Origin of the sequence: Ectopseudomonas alcaliphila, from assembly GCF_900101755.1 — a bacterium.
Taxonomy (GTDB): domain Bacteria; phylum Pseudomonadota; class Gammaproteobacteria; order Pseudomonadales; family Pseudomonadaceae; genus Aquipseudomonas; species Aquipseudomonas alcaliphila.
This window is the reverse complement of the sequence record NZ_FNAE01000001.1, coordinates 338,570-355,861: the sequence shown is the minus strand read 5'-3', so window position 1 is coordinate 355,861 and position 17,292 is coordinate 338,570. Positions and strand designations below refer to the sequence as shown.

At 61.5% G+C, this 17,292-nt stretch carries 16 protein-coding genes and 3 tRNA genes; 14 read left to right on the top strand and 5 right to left on the bottom strand.

What is annotated here, in order from left to right:
- Positions 1–157 precede the first annotated feature (157 nt).
- From ltaE to BLR77_RS01660, 7 genes are all read left to right on the top strand, one after another.
- Positions 158–1,162 (top strand): low-specificity L-threonine aldolase, encoded by a 1,005-nt coding sequence (gene ltaE, locus BLR77_RS01690; RefSeq protein ID WP_074675166.1) that lies wholly within the window; start codon positions 158–160, stop codon positions 1,160–1,162.
- Between the two features lie 267 nt (positions 1,163–1,429).
- The gene (alaS, locus tag BLR77_RS01685; protein WP_074675165.1) at positions 1,430–4,054 is read left to right on the top strand and encodes an alanine--tRNA ligase; all 2,625 of its coding nucleotides are present in this window, start codon (positions 1,430–1,432) and stop codon (positions 4,052–4,054) included.
- Positions 4,055–4,155: 101 nt separating this feature from the next.
- Positions 4,156–5,394 carry an aspartate kinase gene (locus BLR77_RS01680; protein WP_074675164.1) on the top strand — a complete coding sequence of 413 codons (1,239 nt, stop codon included), beginning with the start codon at positions 4,156–4,158 and terminating at the stop codon, positions 5,392–5,394.
- A gap of 190 nt (positions 5,395–5,584) precedes the next feature.
- The gene (csrA, locus tag BLR77_RS01675; RefSeq protein ID WP_003244478.1) at positions 5,585–5,770 is read left to right on the top strand and encodes a carbon storage regulator CsrA; all 186 of its coding nucleotides are present in this window, start codon (positions 5,585–5,587) and stop codon (positions 5,768–5,770) included.
- A 61-nt stretch (positions 5,771–5,831) separates the two neighbouring features.
- Positions 5,832–5,922: transfer RNA gene (locus BLR77_RS01670), tRNA-Ser, on the top strand.
- 71 nt (positions 5,923–5,993) lie between these two features.
- Positions 5,994–6,070, top strand: a tRNA-Arg gene (locus BLR77_RS01665).
- A gap of 72 nt (positions 6,071–6,142) precedes the next feature.
- Positions 6,143–6,219, top strand: a tRNA-Arg gene (locus BLR77_RS01660).
- A gap of 43 nt (positions 6,220–6,262) precedes the next feature.
- On the opposite strand, the gene BLR77_RS01655 is transcribed toward BLR77_RS01660, so the two are convergent.
- Complete coding sequence (locus tag BLR77_RS01655; RefSeq protein ID WP_074675163.1) at positions 6,263–6,757, bottom strand: DUF4124 domain-containing protein; 495 nt, start codon at positions 6,755–6,757, stop codon at positions 6,263–6,265.
- Between the two features lie 323 nt (positions 6,758–7,080).
- Here BLR77_RS01655 and mgtE point away from each other — a divergent pair, with 323 nt between their 5' ends.
- Positions 7,081–8,523, top strand: coding sequence for a magnesium transporter (mgtE, locus tag BLR77_RS01650; protein WP_074675162.1), 1,443 nt, complete (start codon positions 7,081–7,083; stop codon positions 8,521–8,523).
- 6 nt (positions 8,524–8,529) lie between these two features.
- On the opposite strand, the gene BLR77_RS01645 is transcribed toward mgtE, so the two are convergent.
- The 3 genes from BLR77_RS01645 to BLR77_RS01635 all read right to left on the bottom strand — a co-directional run bounded on the left by BLR77_RS01645 (position 8,530) and on the right by BLR77_RS01635 (position 10,084).
- Positions 8,530–8,991 carry a nuclear transport factor 2 family protein gene (locus BLR77_RS01645; RefSeq protein WP_074675161.1) on the bottom strand — a complete coding sequence of 154 codons (462 nt, stop codon included), beginning with the start codon at positions 8,989–8,991 and terminating at the stop codon, positions 8,530–8,532.
- A gap of 29 nt (positions 8,992–9,020) precedes the next feature.
- The gene (locus tag BLR77_RS01640) at positions 9,021–9,293 is read right to left on the bottom strand and encodes an Atu4866 domain-containing protein (RefSeq protein ID WP_238380542.1); all 273 of its coding nucleotides are present in this window, start codon (positions 9,291–9,293) and stop codon (positions 9,021–9,023) included.
- 68 nt (positions 9,294–9,361) lie between these two features.
- Positions 9,362–10,084, bottom strand: coding sequence for an SDR family oxidoreductase (locus tag BLR77_RS01635; protein WP_074675159.1), 723 nt, complete (start codon positions 10,082–10,084; stop codon positions 9,362–9,364).
- Positions 10,085–10,259: 175 nt separating this feature from the next.
- On the opposite strand from BLR77_RS01635, the gene BLR77_RS01630 reads away from it, so the two are divergent.
- The 4 genes from BLR77_RS01630 (at position 10,260) to BLR77_RS01615 (ending at position 14,564) form a co-directional block, all read left to right on the top strand.
- Positions 10,260–11,156, top strand: a complete 897-nt coding sequence (locus BLR77_RS01630) for an AraC family transcriptional regulator (protein WP_074675158.1) — start codon at positions 10,260–10,262, stop codon at positions 11,154–11,156.
- Positions 11,157–11,357: 201 nt separating this feature from the next.
- Positions 11,358–11,615 carry an OadG family protein gene (locus BLR77_RS01625; protein ID WP_074675157.1) on the top strand — a complete coding sequence of 86 codons (258 nt, stop codon included), beginning with the start codon at positions 11,358–11,360 and terminating at the stop codon, positions 11,613–11,615.
- Between the two features lie 23 nt (positions 11,616–11,638).
- Positions 11,639–13,417 carry a sodium-extruding oxaloacetate decarboxylase subunit alpha gene (gene oadA / locus BLR77_RS01620; protein ID WP_074675156.1) on the top strand — a complete coding sequence of 593 codons (1,779 nt, stop codon included), beginning with the start codon at positions 11,639–11,641 and terminating at the stop codon, positions 13,415–13,417.
- Positions 13,418–13,427: 10 nt separating this feature from the next.
- A complete protein-coding gene (locus BLR77_RS01615) occupies positions 13,428–14,564 on the top strand; it encodes a sodium ion-translocating decarboxylase subunit beta (RefSeq protein WP_074675155.1) in 1,137 nt (378 codons plus the stop codon).
- Positions 14,565–14,644: 80 nt separating this feature from the next.
- Here the strand turns inward: BLR77_RS01615 and BLR77_RS01610 are convergent, their stop codons facing one another.
- Positions 14,645–14,971: an Arc family DNA-binding protein gene (locus BLR77_RS01610; protein ID WP_003461866.1), complete on the bottom strand. Its 327-nt coding sequence runs from the start codon at positions 14,969–14,971 to the stop codon at positions 14,645–14,647.
- A 384-nt stretch (positions 14,972–15,355) separates the two neighbouring features.
- Here BLR77_RS01610 and phnC point away from each other — a divergent pair, with 384 nt between their 5' ends.
- On the top strand, positions 15,356–16,180 hold the full coding sequence (gene phnC, locus BLR77_RS01605; RefSeq protein ID WP_074675154.1) for a phosphonate ABC transporter ATP-binding protein: 825 nt from the start codon (positions 15,356–15,358) through the stop codon (positions 16,178–16,180).
- 54 nt (positions 16,181–16,234) lie between these two features.
- A complete protein-coding gene (gene phnD / locus BLR77_RS01600) occupies positions 16,235–17,236 on the top strand; it encodes a phosphonate ABC transporter substrate-binding protein (protein WP_074675153.1) in 1,002 nt (333 codons plus the stop codon).
- The last annotated feature ends 56 nt before the right edge of the window (positions 17,237–17,292 follow it).

Sequence of the window (17,292 nt, the reverse complement as noted above, 5' to 3'; positions counted from 1 at the left end):
GGGGCTTTAGCCGCGATGCGATTACAGCGGATCGCGGCTGAAACCGCTCCTACAATCTCACCGCCCGTGTCGCAAGATTTCGCCTCAACTGTATCTTGTGGGAGTCTCCGCGACCTCTTTAGCATGAGCCTTTCGCCAATTGCCGGGAAAGCCTGTCATGCCCCTGATCGACCTGCGTAGCGACACCGTCACCCAACCCACCGCTGCCATGCGCGAAGCCATGATGGCTGCCGAGCTGGGTGACGATGTCTATGGCGAAGACCCCACGGTAAACCGTCTGGAGACCTGGCTGGCCAATGAGCTGGGCTTCGCGGCGGCGCTGTTCGTCCCCTCCGGCACCATGAGCAACCTGCTCGGCCTGATGGCTCATTGCGAACGGGGTGACGAATACATCGTCGGCCAGCAGGCGCACACCTACAAGTACGAAGGCGGCGGCGCGGCCGTGCTCGGTTCCATTCAGCCGCAGCCGATCGACGGTGAAGCCGACGGCTCGCTGGATCTGGCCAAGGTCGAAGCGGCGATCAAGCAGGATGACTTCCACTTCGCCCGCACCCGCTTGCTGGCCCTGGAAAACACCATGCAGGGCAAGGTGCTGCCGCTCGACTACCTGGCCGCCGCCCGTGAACTCACTCGGCGTCGTGGCCTGAGCCTGCACCTCGATGGCGCCCGCCTGTACAACGCGGCGGTCAAGCTCGGCGTGCCGGCGCGCGAGATCACCCAGCACTTCGATTCGGTCTCGGTATGCCTGTCCAAGGGGCTCGGTGCGCCAGTCGGCTCCGTGCTTTGCGGCAGCGCCGCCTTGATCGCCAAGGCACGCCGTCTGCGCAAAATGGTCGGCGGCGGCATGCGTCAGGCGGGTGGATTGGCAGCGGCGTGCTTGTATGCGCTGCAGCATCAGGTTCAGCGTCTGGCCGATGACCACGCCAACGCGGCGCATCTGGGCGGCGCCCTGGCCGAACTGGGCTACAGCGTCGAGCCAGTGCAAACCAATATGGTCTATGTGCAGCTCGGCGAGCGTGCTGAGCAGATCAAGTCCTTCATGGCCGAGCGCGGTATCGTCGTCAGCGCGGCGCCGCGGCTGCGCCTGGTCACTCATCTGGATGTTGACAGCGCAGATATCGAGCGTGTGATCGAGGCGTTCGCCGCTTTCCGCTCTCATTGAGCAATATGCCGACAGTTCATAGCTGTCGGCTATCAACAAGGTACTAGCCGCGCGCGGTGGGCCCGATATAATGCGGCCCTTTGCAGACTGCGTGAAAACTACTGCGCTCGGTCATGCTGCGTTAAAAACCGGCTCAGAATGCTCATTTACAACTCGTAAACTGCGCTTCTTCTCCGTTTTTTGCCTTGCCTGACCTTCGCTCGCTACGTTTTCACTTTGTCTGCTTCGCCGGCTTTGCCGTGGCCGCCTGATTCCGTGGATATCCCTATGAAAAGCGCAGAAATCCGTGAAGCCTTCCTGAGCTTCTTCGAAGAAAAAGGGCACACCCGTGTCGCTTCCAGCTCGCTGATCCCGGCGAACGACCCGACCCTGCTGTTCACCAACGCGGGCATGAACCAGTTCAAGGACTGCTTCCTGGGCCTGGAAAAGCGCGCCTACACCCGCGCCACCACCAGCCAGAAGTGCGTGCGTGCCGGCGGCAAGCACAACGACCTGGAAAACGTCGGTTACACCGCGCGCCATCACACCTTCTTCGAAATGCTGGGCAACTTCAGCTTCGGTGACTACTTCAAGCGCGATGCCATTCATTACGCCTGGGAGTTCCTGACTTCCGACAAGTGGCTGAACCTGCCCAAGGACAAGCTCTGGGTCACCGTCTACGCCACCGATGACGAGGCCTATGACATCTGGAACAAGGAAATCGGTGTTCCGGCCGAGCGCATGATCCGCATCGGCGACAACAAGGGCGCACCGTACGCTTCCGACAACTTCTGGGCGATGGGCGACACCGGCCCGTGCGGCCCGTGCACCGAGATCTTCTTCGATCATGGCGAGCACATCTGGGGCGGCCCGCCCGGCAGCCCGGAAGAAGATGGCGACCGCTACATCGAGATCTGGAACAACGTGTTCATGCAGTTCAACCGAACCGCGGATGGCGTGCTGCACCCGCTGCCGGCACCGAGCGTGGACACTGGCATGGGCCTGGAACGCATCAGCGCCGTGCTGCAGCATGTGAACTCGAACTACGAGATCGACCTGTTCCAGAACCTGCTGGCCGCCTCGGCCAAGGCCATTGGCTGCGCCAACGAAGGCCAGGCCTCGCTGAAAGTGGTGGCGGATCACATCCGTTCCTGCAGCTTCCTGATCGCCGACGGCGTCACCCCGTCCAACGAGGGTCGTGGCTACGTGCTGCGCCGCATCGTGCGTCGTGCCTGCCGTCACGGTAACAAGCTGGGCGCCAAGGGCAGCTTCTTCTACCAGATCGTCGCCGCCCTGGTGGCCGAGATGGGCGAAGCCTTCCCTGAGCTCAAGCAGCAGCAGGCGCACATCGAGCGCGTGCTGAAGACCGAAGAAGAGCAGTTCGCCAAGACCCTGGAGCAGGGCCTGAAGATTCTCGAGCAGGATCTGGCCGGTCTGCAGGGCTCGGTCATTCCGGGTGATGTGGTGTTCAAGCTTTACGACACCTACGGCTTCCCGGTTGATCTGACCGCCGACATCGCCCGCGAGCGCGAGCTGTCGGTGGATGAAGAAGGCTTCGAGCGTGAGATGGAGGCGCAGCGCGAGCGCGCCCGTTCCGCCAGCGCCTTCGGCATGGACTACAACGCGCTGGTCAAGGTCGACAGTGATACTCGCTTCCTCGGCTACGAAGGCACCAGCGGCAGCGGCAAGATCATTGCCCTGTTCAAAGCCGGCGCTGCGGTCGACAGCCTCGCCGAAGGCGAGGAGGGCGTGGTGGTGCTGGATCAGACCCCGTTCTACGCCGAATCCGGTGGCCAGATCGGCGACTGCGGCTACCTCGAAAGTGCTGGCGTGCGCTTCGACGTACGTGACACCACCAAGGCCGGCGGCGCCTTCCTGCACCACGGTGTGGTGGTCAAGGGCGGCCTGAGCGTCGGCACCAGCGTCAAGGCCGAAGCCGAAGCCGGTGTGCGCCAGGCGACCGCGCTGAACCATTCCGCGACTCACCTGCTGCACGCCGCGCTGCGTCAGGTGCTGGGCGATCACGTACAGCAGAAAGGCTCGCTGGTCGACAGTCAGCGCCTGCGTTTCGACTTCAGCCACTTCGAGGCGATCAAGCCCGAGCAACTGAAGCAGCTGGAAGACATCGTCAACGCCGAGATTCGCAAGAACTCCGAGGTCGAGACCGAGGAAACCGACATCGAGACCGCCAAGGCCAAGGGCGCCATGGCGCTGTTCGGCGAGAAGTATGGCGACCAGGTGCGCGTGCTGAGCATGGGCGGCGACTTCTCCGTCGAGCTGTGCGGTGGTACCCACGTATCGCGTACCGGCGACATCGGTCTGTTCAAGATCACCAGCGAAGGCGGTGTGGCCGCTGGCGTGCGTCGTATCGAAGCGGTCACTGGCGCCGCTGCGCTGGCCTGGCTCAACGGTGCCGAGGAGCAGCTCAAGGAAGCCGCTTCCCTGGTCAAGGGCAGCCGCGACAACGTGCTGGACAAGCTCTCGGCCCTGATCGAGCGCAACCGTCAGTTGGAAAAGGAGCTGGAGCAGCTCAAGGCCAAGGCCGCCAGCGCTGCCGGTAACGACCTGGCCGGTTCGGCCGTGGACGTCAAGGGCGCCAAGGTGCTGGCTGCGCGTCTCGATGGTCTGGACGGCAAGGCGCTGCTGGCGCTGGTCGACCAGTTGAAGAACAAGCTGGGCAGCGCCGTGATCCTGCTCGGCGGCGTGTTCGACGAGAAGGTGGTGCTGGTCGCCGGTGTGACCCAGGATCTGACCGCCAAGCTCAAGGCTGGCGACCTGATGCGTCAGGCCGCCGCTGCCGTGGGTGGCAAGGGCGGTGGTCGCCCGGACATGGCTCAGGGCGGCGGCGTCGATGCCGGCAAGCTGGACGAAGCACTGGCACTGGCTGCTACTTTCGTCGAACAGGGCCTGTAACAGTTGGCAAGCGGGGCCCGCAGTGCGCCCGGCGGGCCTTGGCAGTATGACCCGATGCGGGTTTAATGGGCGCCCTTCGAGGAATCAGGCGGCTTTTTGAAATGGCTTTGATCGTACAGAAGTTTGGGGGCACCTCCGTCGGCACCATCGAGCGTATCGCGCAGGTAGCCGACAAGGTGAAGAAGTTCCGCGAGAACGGTGACGACATCGTCGTCGTGGTTTCCGCCATGAGCGGCGAAACCAACCGCCTGATCGATCTGGCCAAACAGATCACCGATGGCGAGCCGGTTGCGCGTGAGCTGGATGTCATGGTGTCCACCGGTGAGCAGGTGACCATTGCCCTGCTGGCCATGGCGCTGATCAAGCGTGGTGTGCCAGCGGTGTCCTACACCGGCAACCAGGTGCGCATTCTCACCGACAGCGCGCACAACAAGGCGCGCATTCTGCAGATCGATGACCAGAAGATTCGCGCTGACCTCAAGGCCGGTCGCGTCGTCGTCGTCGCCGGTTTCCAGGGGGTCGACGAGCACGGCAACATCACCACCCTCGGTCGTGGCGGTTCCGACACCACCGGTGTGGCCCTGGCTGCGGCGCTGAAGGCCGATGAGTGCCAGATCTACACCGACGTCGATGGTGTCTATACCACTGACCCGCGCGTTGTACCCAAGGCCCAGCGCCTGGAAAAGATCACCTTCGAAGAGATGCTGGAAATGGCCAGCCTCGGCTCCAAGGTGCTGCAGATTCGTTCGGTGGAGTTCGCCGGCAAGTACAACGTCCCGCTGCGCGTCCTGCACAGCTTCCAGGAGGGGCCGGGCACCCTCATTACCCTTGATGAAGAGGAATCCATGGAACAGCCGATCATTTCCGGCATCGCTTTCAATCGCGACGAAGCCAAGCTGACCATCCGTGGGGTACCGGATATCCCCGGCATCGCCTTCAAGATTCTCGGCCCGATCAGCGCGGCCAACATCGAAGTGGACATGATCGTGCAGAACGTCTCGCACGATAACACCACCGATTTCACCTTCACCGTGCACCGCAACGACTACAACAACGCCCTGGGCGTGCTGCAGAAGACTGCGGACGAGCTGGGCGCCCGTGAAGTGGTCGGCGACACCAATATCGCCAAGGTTTCCATCGTCGGTGTCGGCATGCGTTCCCACGCCGGCGTTGCCAGCCGCATGTTCGAAGCCCTGGCCAAGGAGACCATCAACATTCAGATGATCTCCACCTCGGAGATCAAGGTGTCCGTCGTCATCGAAGAGAAGTATCTGGAGCTGGCGGTTCGCGCTCTGCATACCGCCTTCGAGCTGGATGCCCCGGCCCGACAGGGCGAGTGATTCAACTGATTTGAAAGGCGCGGCTGGTTCCGCGCCTTTCGTCTTTTTGACTGACACGTGGGAACTTTCTTTCTACGCGGGCTGGTCAATACTTGGGTGGAGGCTTTCAGGCTTGATTTAGCAGGAGGCCGGCACCATTTTCTTTTTGCAGACTGTTGTCCTGAAAATGTAATCCGTTGAGGAGAAAGGAATGCTGATTCTGACTCGCCGGGTCGGAGAGACCCTGATGGTCGGTGATGATGTGACTGTCACCGTGTTGGGTGTGAAAGGTAACCAGGTGCGCATTGGTGTCAATGCGCCGAAAGAGGTTGCCGTGCACCGTGAAGAAATCTACCAGCGCATCCAGAAAGAGAAGGGTGACGAACCAAGCCACTAATTTTTCTACAAATTTCTGTTTGCAAACGGGGAAAACATGTTTATCATGCGCCCCGTGTTGCGGAGAGGTGGCCGAGTGGCCGAAGGCGCTCCCCTGCTAAGGGAGTACACCTCAAAAGGGTGTCGGGGGTTCGAATCCCCCCTTCTCCGCCATTATTCAGCGAGTCAGGTGTAAGCCGGGCTGGCGAATCAACCAGAGGTGATCTGGTATAAAAGCACCGACCGGACTCATAGCTCAGCTGGATAGAGTACTCGGCTACGAACCGAGCGGTCGGAGGTTCGAATCCTCCTGAGTCCGCCATATTCAAATGGCTTGCATCGCTGCAAGCCATTTTGTTTCAACCAGTGGTGATCTGGTCTAAAAGCGCCAAACGGACTCATAGCTCAGCTGGATAGAGTACTCGGCTACGAACCGAGCGGTCGGAGGTTCGAATCCTCCTGAGTCCGCCATACCGAAAGGGCCTGCAGCAATGCAGGCCCTTTTTTTTGCCCGTCATTTCTTCACGCAGCCGGCTTCGTCGAAGCTGACCTGCCGACTACTGCCGCCTTTGCGTTTTTCGCGGTAGTGATAGCGCTGCTGCCCGTTGCTGGCTGTGACTCGGTCCGGTTTGCCCAGGCTGTTTTCCACGTCGGCACGGCTCATGCCGCGGCGCACTTCCTTGCGGATGATTGCCTGGCGCCTTTCGCTGCTGGTCAGCAGATTGCCGCAGCCATCGTCCTGTTGACCGACGATGACCACCTCGCTACTGCTTGCCGAGGCGGTTGTCGCGCGTCGGCCTGGGTCGGCCAGGGGGATTGCCTTGCCACTGCTGGGCGTATGGTTGCGTGCATCCTGCAGATGCTGCTCCTGATCGGCAGCGCAGCCGTGACGGGTGAAGGTGATATGGCCGTCAGCGTCGACGCAGCGGAACACGCTGGCGGCCGAGCTGTCTTCAATAGGGTAGAGAAGCGCAGCGGCCAATAGCGCTGCGAAGTGCTTTCCTCGCATGACTCGTCCTCCATGACGTTTGCCTGCTTCAGGTTAGACCGTTTTTTCGCGCTCGCCAGGGTGCCCTGGCGCGACTGGCCAGCGTCGCATAACCAGGTTTTCATGCGAGATCGAAGTTTGTGATGCAAGCAATTGTTCTTGCCGCGCTTTTGTCACGTACAAAGCTGTTTTGCGGTGTTATCATTCGCCGCGTCAGCCCCGCCGGGGCTTGTGGAATACCACCATGGACTTACCCAGTAGTTACTCAATACTCCCATCGCACAATCGTGTAAGACCTGATTGATCCCCTTTGGCGTGCCCGCCAACTGGGGGTGGAGCGCGCTATGACTGAAGTAGAAGCCAAAAAGCCGCAAGAGAGCTTGCAGGATCGCCTGGCCCAGGTGATCGAACTGCTGCATCGGCACAAACTGGTCGAAGACCTGACCCATCGTCAGGAAGGCCAGCACCAAGACCGGGTCGAGAACCTGGTGCATCGGCAGAATCTCGTCGAGCTGCAACGCAAGCTCGACGATGTGCACCCCGCCGATATCGCTCACATCCTCGAAGCCCTGCCGCTCGATGACCGTCTGACTGTCTGGCAACTGGTCAAGGCCGAGCGTGACGGCGACATTCTGCTGGAAGTCTCCGACGCGGTACGCGAAACCCTGATCGCCGACATGGACGATCACGAGATTCTCGCCGCGGCCAAGGACATGGACGCCGACGAACTGGCCGACCTGGCGCCGGAACTGCCGCGCGACGTCGTTCACGAGCTGATGGAAACCCTCGATGCGCAGCAGCGCGAGCGTGTGCGCTCGGCGCTGTCCTACGAGGAGGATCAGGTCGGTGCGCTGATGGACTTCGAGATGGTCACCATCCGTGAAGACGTCAGCCTGGAGGTGGTGTTGCGTTACCTGCGCCGCCTCAAGGAGCTGCCAGGGCATACCGACAAGCTGTTCGTGGTCGACTATGACGGCGTGCTCAAGGGTGTGCTGCCGATCAAGCGCCTGCTGGTCAACGACCCGGAAAAGCAGGTCGGCGAGGTCATGGCCGACGATCCGGTGAGCTTCCACCCGGATGAGGACGGCTACGACGCCGCCCAGGCCTTCGAGCGTTACGACCTGATTTCCGCCCCGGTGGTGGACAAGAACGGCAAGCTGATTGGCCGTCTGACCATCGACGAGATGGTCGACCTGATCCGTGAGGAAAGCGAAAGCGAAGTGCTGAACATGGCCGGTCTGCGCGAGGAGGAAGATATCTTCGCCTCGGTGTGGAAGTCGGTGCGCAACCGTTGGGCCTGGCTGGCGATCAACCTGGTCACCGCGTTCCTGGCCTCGCGGGTGATCGGCCTGTTCGAGGGTTCGATCGAGAAGCTGGTGGCGCTGGCGGCGTTGATGCCCATCGTCGCCGGTATCGGCGGTAACTCGGGTAACCAGACCATCACCATGATCGTACGCGCCATGGCGCTGGATCAGGTCAGCACCGGCAATACCAAGCGCCTGCTGCGCAAGGAGCTTGGCGTATCCCTGATCAACGGCATTCTCTGGGGCGGGGTGATCGGTGCTGTTGCCTATGCGCTCTACGGCAGCTGGTCGCTGGGCGTGGTGATGACCACGGCGATGACTCTCAACCTGCTGCTGGCGGCGCTGATGGGGGTGCTGATCCCCATGACCCTGGCACGCCTGGGGCGCGACCCGGCCATGGGAGCCAGCGTGATGATCACCGCCATGACCGACAGCGGCGGTTTCTTCATCTTCCTGGGGCTGGCGTCGATCTTCCTGATGTAGGTCTCGTCAGTTCATCAGCTCGACCAGTCGCCATGTATCGAGAAAGGCCGTGACCCGGGTGATCCGGCCGTTCTCCAGCTGCATGTGCCAGGAATAACTGTTCTCGTAGCGGCTGCCGTCCTTGGCGGTCGCCTGGCCATCCCACTGCACGACGACGTAAGGTCCCTGCGCCACGATCTGGCGGACGGTGGGGACGATAGGTGTCGCGAGTTTTTCAGTGATGGGTTTGACTGCATCTTCCATGAACGCCTCGCGCGTGCGGTACGTCCCGGAGTAAGGGCTGTTGCCGGCCACGACCCAGACGGCGTCATCGGCCAGCAACTGGAAGATGCCGCCTTGGCCTGCACGCCAGTCATCGAAGGCTTGCTGAATCAGAGCCTGATTGGCCTCGGTGTTGTCACTGGCCCAGGTCGGGAGGCAGAGTGATGCACTCAGAAGCAGTGCGGCGACAATCTTTTGCATGTTCATGGGCTTCTTCCCTTGGCTGATGGGTATCGTTACTCGTTAGTTGGGGGGCTTTTGCGGCGCAGCACCATCCCGCCGTGGTAGAGCACGTCGTCGATGAATTCACCGTCGGCGGTAAAGCCGGTGTCGTCGACATAGTCGATGTGATTACCGGTGATCCGGTAGTTGCCCTGATAGGCGCTTTCTCGATTCCCGCGTGCTTCGTCATAACGCCCGTTGGCCAGTAGCGCATGACGGACATGGCCATCGTCCGTTACCCACATGCCTACGTAGGGATGTGGATTGTTCGCTTCTGCCATTGTCATCTCGGGCAACAGGGCGCTGCTTATCAGCAGCGCCGCCAGGGTGTTCTTCGCTGGCATGCGGGTCTCCCTCAATAAGGACTGGCGGTCGGCCGAACGATCAGTTCGCTGACGTCGACGTCGTCCGGCTGTTCGACTGCATAGGCCACGGCGCGGGCGATGGCGTCCGGTGTTATGGCTATACGGCGAAAGGCTTGCATCGCCTCGCGCGCACTGGCGTCGGAGATGCTGTCGGCCAGTTCGGACTCGACCACGCCCGGGCAGATGGTGGTGACGCGTATGCGCTCGCTTTCCTGGCGCAGGCCTTCGGATATCGCCCAGACGGCATACTTGGTGGCGCAATAGACCGCTGCCGTCGGTGATACGGCGTGGGCGCCGATGGAGGCGATGTTGATTACCTGGCCGCGTCCGCGCTCTTCCATGCCCGGCAGCACGGCGGCGATACCGTGCAGCACGCCGCGCACGTTGACGTCGATCATGCGATTCCATTCATCCACTTTCAGGGCGTTGAGCGGCGACAGCGGCATGACGCCGGCATTGTTGATGATCACGTCGATGGGGCCGTGATGCGCTTCGGCGTGCTCGACGAAGGCTTGCATGTCATGCAGTTGGCTGACATCGAGGGCGCGGCAGGAGGCGTGTTGACCTTGTGCTTGCAGTTCTTCTACCAGTGTTTGCAAACGCTCGAGGCGTCGTGCGCCGAGTACCACGTGATGACCCAGGCTTGCCAGGTGTCTGGCGATGGCTTCACCGATGCCGCTACTGGCGCCGGTGATGAGGATGACTTTGCTCATGTCGGTCTCCATTAGGTTCTGGAGAGTCCATGCTAGGCAGGGGAGGGCCGGTTGCTAAGTCTCGTTACTCTTTCGATATTGCCTGTTTCTATTGACTGCTTCCTAAAATGCCGAGTCTTCATCATGAGTGGGTGCCTGAGGCATGAGCGCGAATCCCGAAAGCATGAGGCGGCGCATGGTCGAACTGATGCTGCGCCTGGCCCCCGAGGAGGGGTATACCGCGGCGCAGCTCGACGGGGTCACCTTCATGCGCTCCAATCGGCCGCTTCCGGTGACGCCAGCGCTTTACGAGCCGAGCATCGTGATCGTGATCCAGGGGCGCAAGCGCGGGCTGCACGACGGCAATCTGTACGTCTACGATGCGCAGCACTATCTGGTGCTGGCGCTGCCTTTGCCGTTCTCCATCGAAACCGAGGCCAGTGCCGAAGAGCCCATGCTGGGGGTGGCGCTGCGTGTCGATCCGCTGCTGGTGGCCGAGTTGGTCATGGATCTGGACGAGCCCCAGCCAACTCGACCGGCCACGCTTTATTCCAGCCCGATGGATGCACGCCTGAGCGACGCCACCTTGCGCCTGCTGGAGGCGCTGGCTGACCCCGACGAGGTGCGCCTGCTCGGTCCGTCGATTCTGCGTGAGATCGTCTTTCGCGTGCTGCAGGGTGAGCAGGGCAGTGGTCTGCGCGCGACCCTGGCGCAACACAGTCATTTCGGTCGTATTGCACGCGTCCTGCAGCGGATTCACCGGGATTATCAGGAATCGCTCGATGTGCCCTCGCTGGCCGAAATCGCCAGCATGAGCGTGCCGACCTTCCATGTGCATTTCAAGGCAATGACCAGCCGCTCGCCATTGCAGTATCTCAAGGCCATTCGCTTGCATCAGGCGCGCCTGCTGATGATCCGCAACCAGATGAGTGCGATCAGTGCTGCGCAGCGTGTGGGCTATGAAAGCCCGTCGCAGTTCAACCGGGAATTCAAGCGTCTGTTCGGGCGCACCCCTGGCGATGAGACGCGTCACTTCAAGATGCTGCTGAGGCTTGCTCCTGCCGTTGATACCGCTGCTCGCTCCGCATCCTGAGGCTTCGCTCGCAGGGCCTTTCTACTTCTTTGGTAGTGGATGCTGATAAAGCACTACATAAATAGCCCGTCCAGCTCTTTTGGCGTTTGCTTCAAACGCTTGTTTCACGCTAAGGTTCGCCAGCTTTGCCCAGGTGCTGACTCTGGGCGCTCCTAATCAATAATGAACGCAGCCGCTTAGCTGCTGGCTAAAGGAGCCAAGATGACCCCCAGTGAACTGCTGCTCGAGGGTGTCGAACTCATGCTGTTTGGCATGGGCTTCGTATTTGTCTTTTTGGTGTTGCTGGTGGGTGTGGTCAGTCTGATGTCACGTCTGATCGCGACCTTCGCTCCGCCCGCGCCGACCCCGGCCGTTTCTTCTCCAGCGCCCAGTGTCAAGTCGGCCAGCCATGAGCCGGATGCGGAAACGCTGGTCGCCATCCAATCCGCTATTGCTCAGCACCGCGCACGCCGCGGTTGATCAGGTTCAGAGGGAGCATCTGTATGACTGCCGTGAAACAAGCACTCGGAATCACCGATGTGGTGCTGCGTGATGCGCATCAGTCGATCCTGGCGACGCGTGTGCGTCTCGAAGACATGCTGCCGATTGCGCCCAAGCTCGATCAGGTCGGCTTCTGGTCGGTGGAGTCCTGGGGCGGTGCGACCTTCGACGCCTGCATTCGTTATCTCGGCGAAGATCCCTGGGAGCGCATCCGCGAGCTGAAGAAAGCCATGCCCAATACCCGTCAGCAGATGCTGCTGCGTGGGCAGAACCTGCTGGGCTACCGCCACTACGCCGATGATGTGGTGGAAAAGTTCGTCGAGCGCGCAGCTGTCAACGGCGTCGACGTGTTCCGCGTGTTCGATGCGATGAATGACCCGCGCAACCTGGAAACCGCACTCAAGGCGGTGAAGAAGCAGGACAAGCATGCTCAGGGCACCATCTCCTACACCACCAGCCCGGTGCACACGCTGGAAATGTGGGTCGATCTGGCCAAGCAGATCGAAGACATGGGCGCCGATTCGGTCGCCATCAAGGACATGGCCGGCATTCTTACGCCCTACACCGCGTTCGAACTGGTGTCGCGGCTGAAGGCCAGCCTGAGTATCCCGATTCATATGCAGTGCCATGCCACGGCGGGCTTGTCGTCCGTGGCCATCCTCAAGGCGGTGGAAGCCGGTATCGACAACGTCGACACCGCCATCTCCTCGCTGTCGATGACCTACGGCCATTCGCCGACCGAATCGGTGGTGGCCATGTTCCAGGGCACCGAACGTGATACCGGGCTGAACCTGGAGCTGCTGGAAGAAATTGCTGCCTATTTCCGCGAGGTGCGCAAGAAGTACGCGAAGTTCGAGGGCAACCTCAAGGGCGTCGACTCGCGCATCCTGGTCGCTCAGGTGCCGGGCGGTATGCTCACCAATATGGAAAGCCAGCTCAAAGAGCAGGGCGCCCAGGACAAGTTCGACCAGGTGCTGGCCGAGATTCCGCGCGTGCGCGAAGACCTGGGTTTCATCCCGCTGGTGACACCGACCTCGCAGATCGTTGGCACCCAGGCGGTGATCAACGTGCTTACCGGCGAGCGCTACAAGTCCATCACCAAGGAAACGGCGGGTGTGCTCAAGGGCGAGTACGGCGCTGCGCCCGCACCGTTCAACGCCGAATTGCAGGCCCGTGTGCTCGATGGCGCCGAAGCCATTACCTGCCGCCCGGCTGACCTGCTCGAGGCGGAGATGGACAAGCTGACCGCCGAACTCAAGGGCATCGCCCAGGAGAAAGGCATCAAGCTGGCGGTCGACGAAATCGATGATGTACTGACTTACGCACTGTTCCCGCAGATCGGATTGAAGTTCCTGGAAAATCGCGGCAATCCGGCAGCCTTCGAACCAGCCCCGACCGGTAAGGAAAGCCCGGCTCGCGAGGCCGGCAAGCCTGAGGTCTACACCGTCGAAGTCAATGGCAAGTCGTTCGTCGTGCAAGTGAACGAAGGCGGCGATATCGAAGGCATCAAACCTGTCGGTGGCGCGGCGAGCGCCGCACCGGCGGCGGCTCCGGCCGCCGTGGGTGGCGGCGAGCCGCAAGCCGCGCCGCTGGCTGGCAATATTTTCAAGGTGCTGGTGCAGCCTGGCCAGGCCGTGGAGGAGGGGCAACTGGTGATCATCCTCGAAGCAATGAAGATGGAAACCGAGATCCGCGCCTTCAAGGCGGGTACCGTCGGTGCCGTCAACGTCAAGGTCGGCGATGCAGTGGCAGTGGGCGCAAGCCTGCTGACCATCGGCTGAGGGGCGGACCATGGAAAAGTTGCTCAAGCTCTGGCAGAGCACCGGTCTGTACCATCTGGAGCCCGGTCAGGTATTCATGATCGCGGTCTGCCTGCTGCTGATCTATCTGGCCATCAAGAAGGGTTTCGAGCCCCTGCTGCTGGTGCCCATCGGCTTCGGCGGCCTGCTGTCGAACATCCCGGTGGCCAACATGGCCGAGGGCGCAGGTTTCCTGCATCTGATCTACGAAGTGGGCCTGCCGACCAGCATCTTCCCGTTGCTGATCTTCCTAGGTGTCGGCGCCATGACCGACTTCGGTCCTATGCTGGCCAACCCGAAGACGTTGCTGCTCGGTGCTGCTGCGCAGTTCGGTATCTTCGGCACCCTGCTCGGCGCTCTGGCGATCACCGCGTTGGGCATTCCCGGCATGGAGTTCACCCTCAAGGAGGCGGCGTCCATCGCCATCATCGGCGGGGCGGACGGGCCGACATCGATCTTCGTCACCTCCAAGCTGGCGCCTGATCTGCTCGGCCCCATTGCCGTGGCGGCTTATGCCTACATGGCGCTGGTACCGCTGTTGCAGCCGCCGATCATGCGCGCACTGACCACCAAGGAAGAGCGCGCCATCGTCATGCAGCAACTGCGTCCGGTGGGGCAGACCGAGAAAATCGTCTTCCCTATCGTGCTGTGCCTGCTGGTGGGCTTGCTGTTGCCGGACGCGGCCCCGCTGATCGGTATGTTCGCTCTCGGCAATCTGCTGCGTGAAAGTGGTGTGGTCGAGCGCCTGGCCGACACCTCGCGCAACGCGCTGATCAATATCGTCACCATCTTCCTCGGCCTGACCGTGGGCTCGAAGCTGTCGGCCGAGGCCTTCCTGCAGCTCAAGACGCTGGGCATCCTGATGCTGGGCATGGTGGCGTTCTGCGGTGGCACTGCAGCTGGTGTGCTGATGGCCAAGCTGATGAATGTGTTCAGCACGCACAAGGTCAATCCGCTGATCGGTTCGGCTGGCGTGTCGGCGGTGCCAATGGCGGCACGGGTATCGAACAAGGTCGGTCTGGAGGCCAATCCGCAGAACTTCTTGCTGATGCATGCCATGGGGCCGAACGTGGCCGGGGTGATTGGCTCGGCAGTGGCGGCGGGGGTGCTGCTCAGCTTCGTTGGCTGATCAAGGCGCGGAGTTCGCTCCGCGTCTTTTCGTTGCCCATAAAAAAACCGGCTCAAGGCCGGTTTTTTTATGGGCTCGCCTCAGGCTTCTTCGGCGGCCATTTCCACGTCGTGGGCAATCAGAGCAACCAGCGCGTTCTGCTGGCGGCGCGACAGCTGACGAAAACGCTGCAGCAATTCACGCTCATGGAGGCTCAGTTCGGGGCTGTCGAGGCGCAGGCTGAGATCGTCATCCAGAGCACCTTCCTGAAGCATGCTTTGCTCCAGGCGGGCGATGATTTCCGAGTTCATGCTGCGGTGATGGTTGCGTGCTACGTCAGCGATACGCTCACGCATGCCATCTGGCAAGCGAACGACAAATTTGTCAGCCGTGCGGCTGGAATAAATAGCCTGTTTCATAGGGCGCATACATTACCGGTTAGTTCAGGGAGCGATACTGGTAGTCAGTGTCGAGATTGTCACCGGTTTGACCGTGTTTCGCACTAGCCGTTCAACCGGTATCGCGTTCTGCGTCATTATGACCTGAGGGTCATCTGAACATTTCCTTGACGCCAAATACGTGTCGAATTGTGATTCAGGTGGCGGCTTTATGCCAGCACCGATTGTCTGAAATGCGCGGTATTCGGCAGAACTCATCTTGTTGCTCCGCTGGAGCATAAAAGTTTCAAGTTTTGGTCACTCAATCGTCATCCCCGGTTCACGGGTTTGACACAGCTTGCGCCTACCTTGGTCTACACCAGAAGGCGCCCGCTAGCTGCCTTCGCATCGACAATGATAGTAGAGGGCCAGCCCATGCGCGCAGCGATTCGAGTCGACCGTCTGAACAAGAGCTTCGGCCGTAAACAGGCGTTGTTCGACCTGGCTCTGTCGGTACAGCCGGGGGAAATGGTGGCGTTGATCGGCGCTTCGGGCTCGGGCAAGTCGACCCTGCTGCGCCATCTCGCTGGCTTGGCGCGCGGTGATGCCGGCAGCATCGAGGTGCTCGGGCGTCAGGTGCAGGCCGATGGCCGCCTGAACGGCGACGTGCGTCGTCAGCGCGCCGATATCGGTTACATCTTCCAGCAGTTCAATCTGGTCGGGCGCCTCAGTGTGATGCAGAACGTGTTGCTCGGTGGCCTGGGGCGCATGCCGCGCTGGCGTGGCTGCTTGAGCCTGTTCAACCCCGAAGAGAAGCAGCGCGCCATGCAGGCGCTGGAGCGGGTCGGTCTGGCCGAGTTCGCCGCACAGCGTGCTTCGACCCTGTCCGGGGGGCAGCAGCAACGCGTGGCCATCGCCCGTGCGCTGTGCCAGCAGGCTGAGGTGATTCTCGCCGACGAACCCATCGCCTCGCTCGACCCGGAGTCGGCGCGCAAGGTGATGGAGATTCTCGCCGACATCAACCGCCGCGATGGCAAGACGGTGGTGGTGACCCTGCATCAGGTCGACTACGCGGTGCGTTATTGCCAGCGCGCCGTGGCGCTCAAGGGTGGGCGCATTCATTTCGACGGCCCCACCGATAGCTTCAACCCCGATTTCCTCAACGATCTCTATGGCGGCGATCTCGATATCAGCCTGCTGCTGCCGCAAGGGCAGCGGCCACAGGCTGTAGAGCGTCCGCTGGCGCTAGCCAAGGCCTGACGTCGCCTTCCTCATTCGAAACAAAAACGCCAACCCGCAACAGGAGTGTGCTCTATGTTCAAACGCATCGGCCAGGTGCTGGCTGCCTCTGCGCTCGTCACCGGTTCCCTGCTGGGCTCGGCCCAGGCCGCCGAAGAACTCAACTTCGGCATCATTTCCACCGAGTCCTCGCAAAACCTCAAGGCCATGTGGGACCCCTTCCTGGCCGATATGAGCAAGCAGACCGGGGTGAAGATCAACGCCTTCTTTGCCCCCGACTACGCCGGGATCATCCAGGGCATGCGCTTCGACAAGGTCGACGTGGCCTGGTACGGCAACAAGTCGGCGATGGAAGCGGTGGATCGTGCCGGTGGTGAGATCTTCGCCCAGACCGTGGCGGCCAACGGCGCACAGGGTTACTACAGCCTGCTGGTGGCGCACAAGGACAGCCCGATCGACTCGGCCGAAGACATGCTCAAGAACGCCAAGTCGCTGACCTTCGCCAACGGCGACCCGAACTCCACCTCCGGCTACCTGGTGCCGGGCTACTACGTCTTCGCCCAGAACAATGCCGACGCCGGCAAGATCTTCAAGCGTTCGCTCAACGGCAGCCATGAGGTCAACGCCCTGTCGGTGGCCAACAAGCAGGTCGACGTTGGCACCTTCAACAGCGAAGGCATGGAGCGTTTGGAGGTGACCGCGCCGGACAAGGCCGCGCAGCTCAAGGTGATCTGGACCTCGCCGCTGATCCCGTCGGACCCAATCGTCTGGCGCAAGAACCTGCCGCAGGAAACCCGCGACAAGCTGCGCAACTTCTTCATGACCTACGGCGCCAAGCCGGAAGAGAAGAAGGTGCTCGAAGGCCTGCAGTGGGGCCAGTTCAAGCCGTCCGACAACGATCAGCTGCTGCCGATCCGTCAGCTCGAACTGTTCAAGAAACGCACCGAAGTGGCCAACAACGACAAGCTCAAGGACGCCGACAAGCAGGCTCAGCTCAAGGAGCTGGACGCCGAGCTGGCCAAGCTGGAGCAGCGTATGGCCGAGCGTGAGAAGCAGGGCGGCGCCAGCGCCGGCTGACCGCGAGAGCCGCTCCGCGAAAGCGGGGCGGCTCTCGACAAGCTCGCCGCTGAAGC

Bases quoted from the DNA above. Each gene is read 5' to 3' on its own strand.
- BLR77_RS01630 (WP_074675158.1), top strand. From the start codon at position 10,260: ATGGTCGAACTGATGCTGCGCCTGGCCCCCGAGGAGGGGTATACCGCG.
- BLR77_RS01625 (WP_074675157.1), top strand. From the start codon at position 11,358: ATGACCCCCAGTGAACTGCTGCTCGAGGGTGTCGAACTCATGCTGTTT.
- csrA (WP_003244478.1), top strand. From the start codon at position 5,585: ATGCTGATTCTGACTCGCCGGGTCGGAGAGACCCTGATGGTCGGTGAT.
- ltaE (WP_074675166.1), top strand. From the start codon at position 158: ATGCCCCTGATCGACCTGCGTAGCGACACCGTCACCCAACCCACCGCT.
- BLR77_RS01655 (WP_074675163.1), bottom strand. From the start codon at position 6,757: ATGCGAGGAAAGCACTTCGCAGCGCTATTGGCCGCTGCGCTTCTCTAC.
- phnD (WP_074675153.1), top strand. From the start codon at position 16,235: ATGTTCAAACGCATCGGCCAGGTGCTGGCTGCCTCTGCGCTCGTCACC.
- BLR77_RS01680 (WP_074675164.1), top strand. From the start codon at position 4,156: ATGGCTTTGATCGTACAGAAGTTTGGGGGCACCTCCGTCGGCACCATC.
- BLR77_RS01615 (WP_074675155.1), top strand. From the start codon at position 13,428: ATGGAAAAGTTGCTCAAGCTCTGGCAGAGCACCGGTCTGTACCATCTG.
- BLR77_RS01640 (WP_238380542.1), bottom strand. From the start codon at position 9,293: ATGACAATGGCAGAAGCGAACAATCCACATCCCTACGTAGGCATGTGG.
- phnC (WP_074675154.1), top strand. From the start codon at position 15,356: ATGCGCGCAGCGATTCGAGTCGACCGTCTGAACAAGAGCTTCGGCCGT.
- BLR77_RS01645 (WP_074675161.1), bottom strand. From the start codon at position 8,991: ATGAACATGCAAAAGATTGTCGCCGCACTGCTTCTGAGTGCATCACTC.
- oadA (WP_074675156.1), top strand. From the start codon at position 11,639: ATGACTGCCGTGAAACAAGCACTCGGAATCACCGATGTGGTGCTGCGT.
- mgtE (WP_074675162.1), top strand. From the start codon at position 7,081: ATGACTGAAGTAGAAGCCAAAAAGCCGCAAGAGAGCTTGCAGGATCGC.
- BLR77_RS01610 (WP_003461866.1), bottom strand. From the start codon at position 14,971: ATGCGCCCTATGAAACAGGCTATTTATTCCAGCCGCACGGCTGACAAA.
- BLR77_RS01635 (WP_074675159.1), bottom strand. From the start codon at position 10,084: ATGAGCAAAGTCATCCTCATCACCGGCGCCAGTAGCGGCATCGGTGAA.
- alaS (WP_074675165.1), top strand. From the start codon at position 1,430: ATGAAAAGCGCAGAAATCCGTGAAGCCTTCCTGAGCTTCTTCGAAGAA.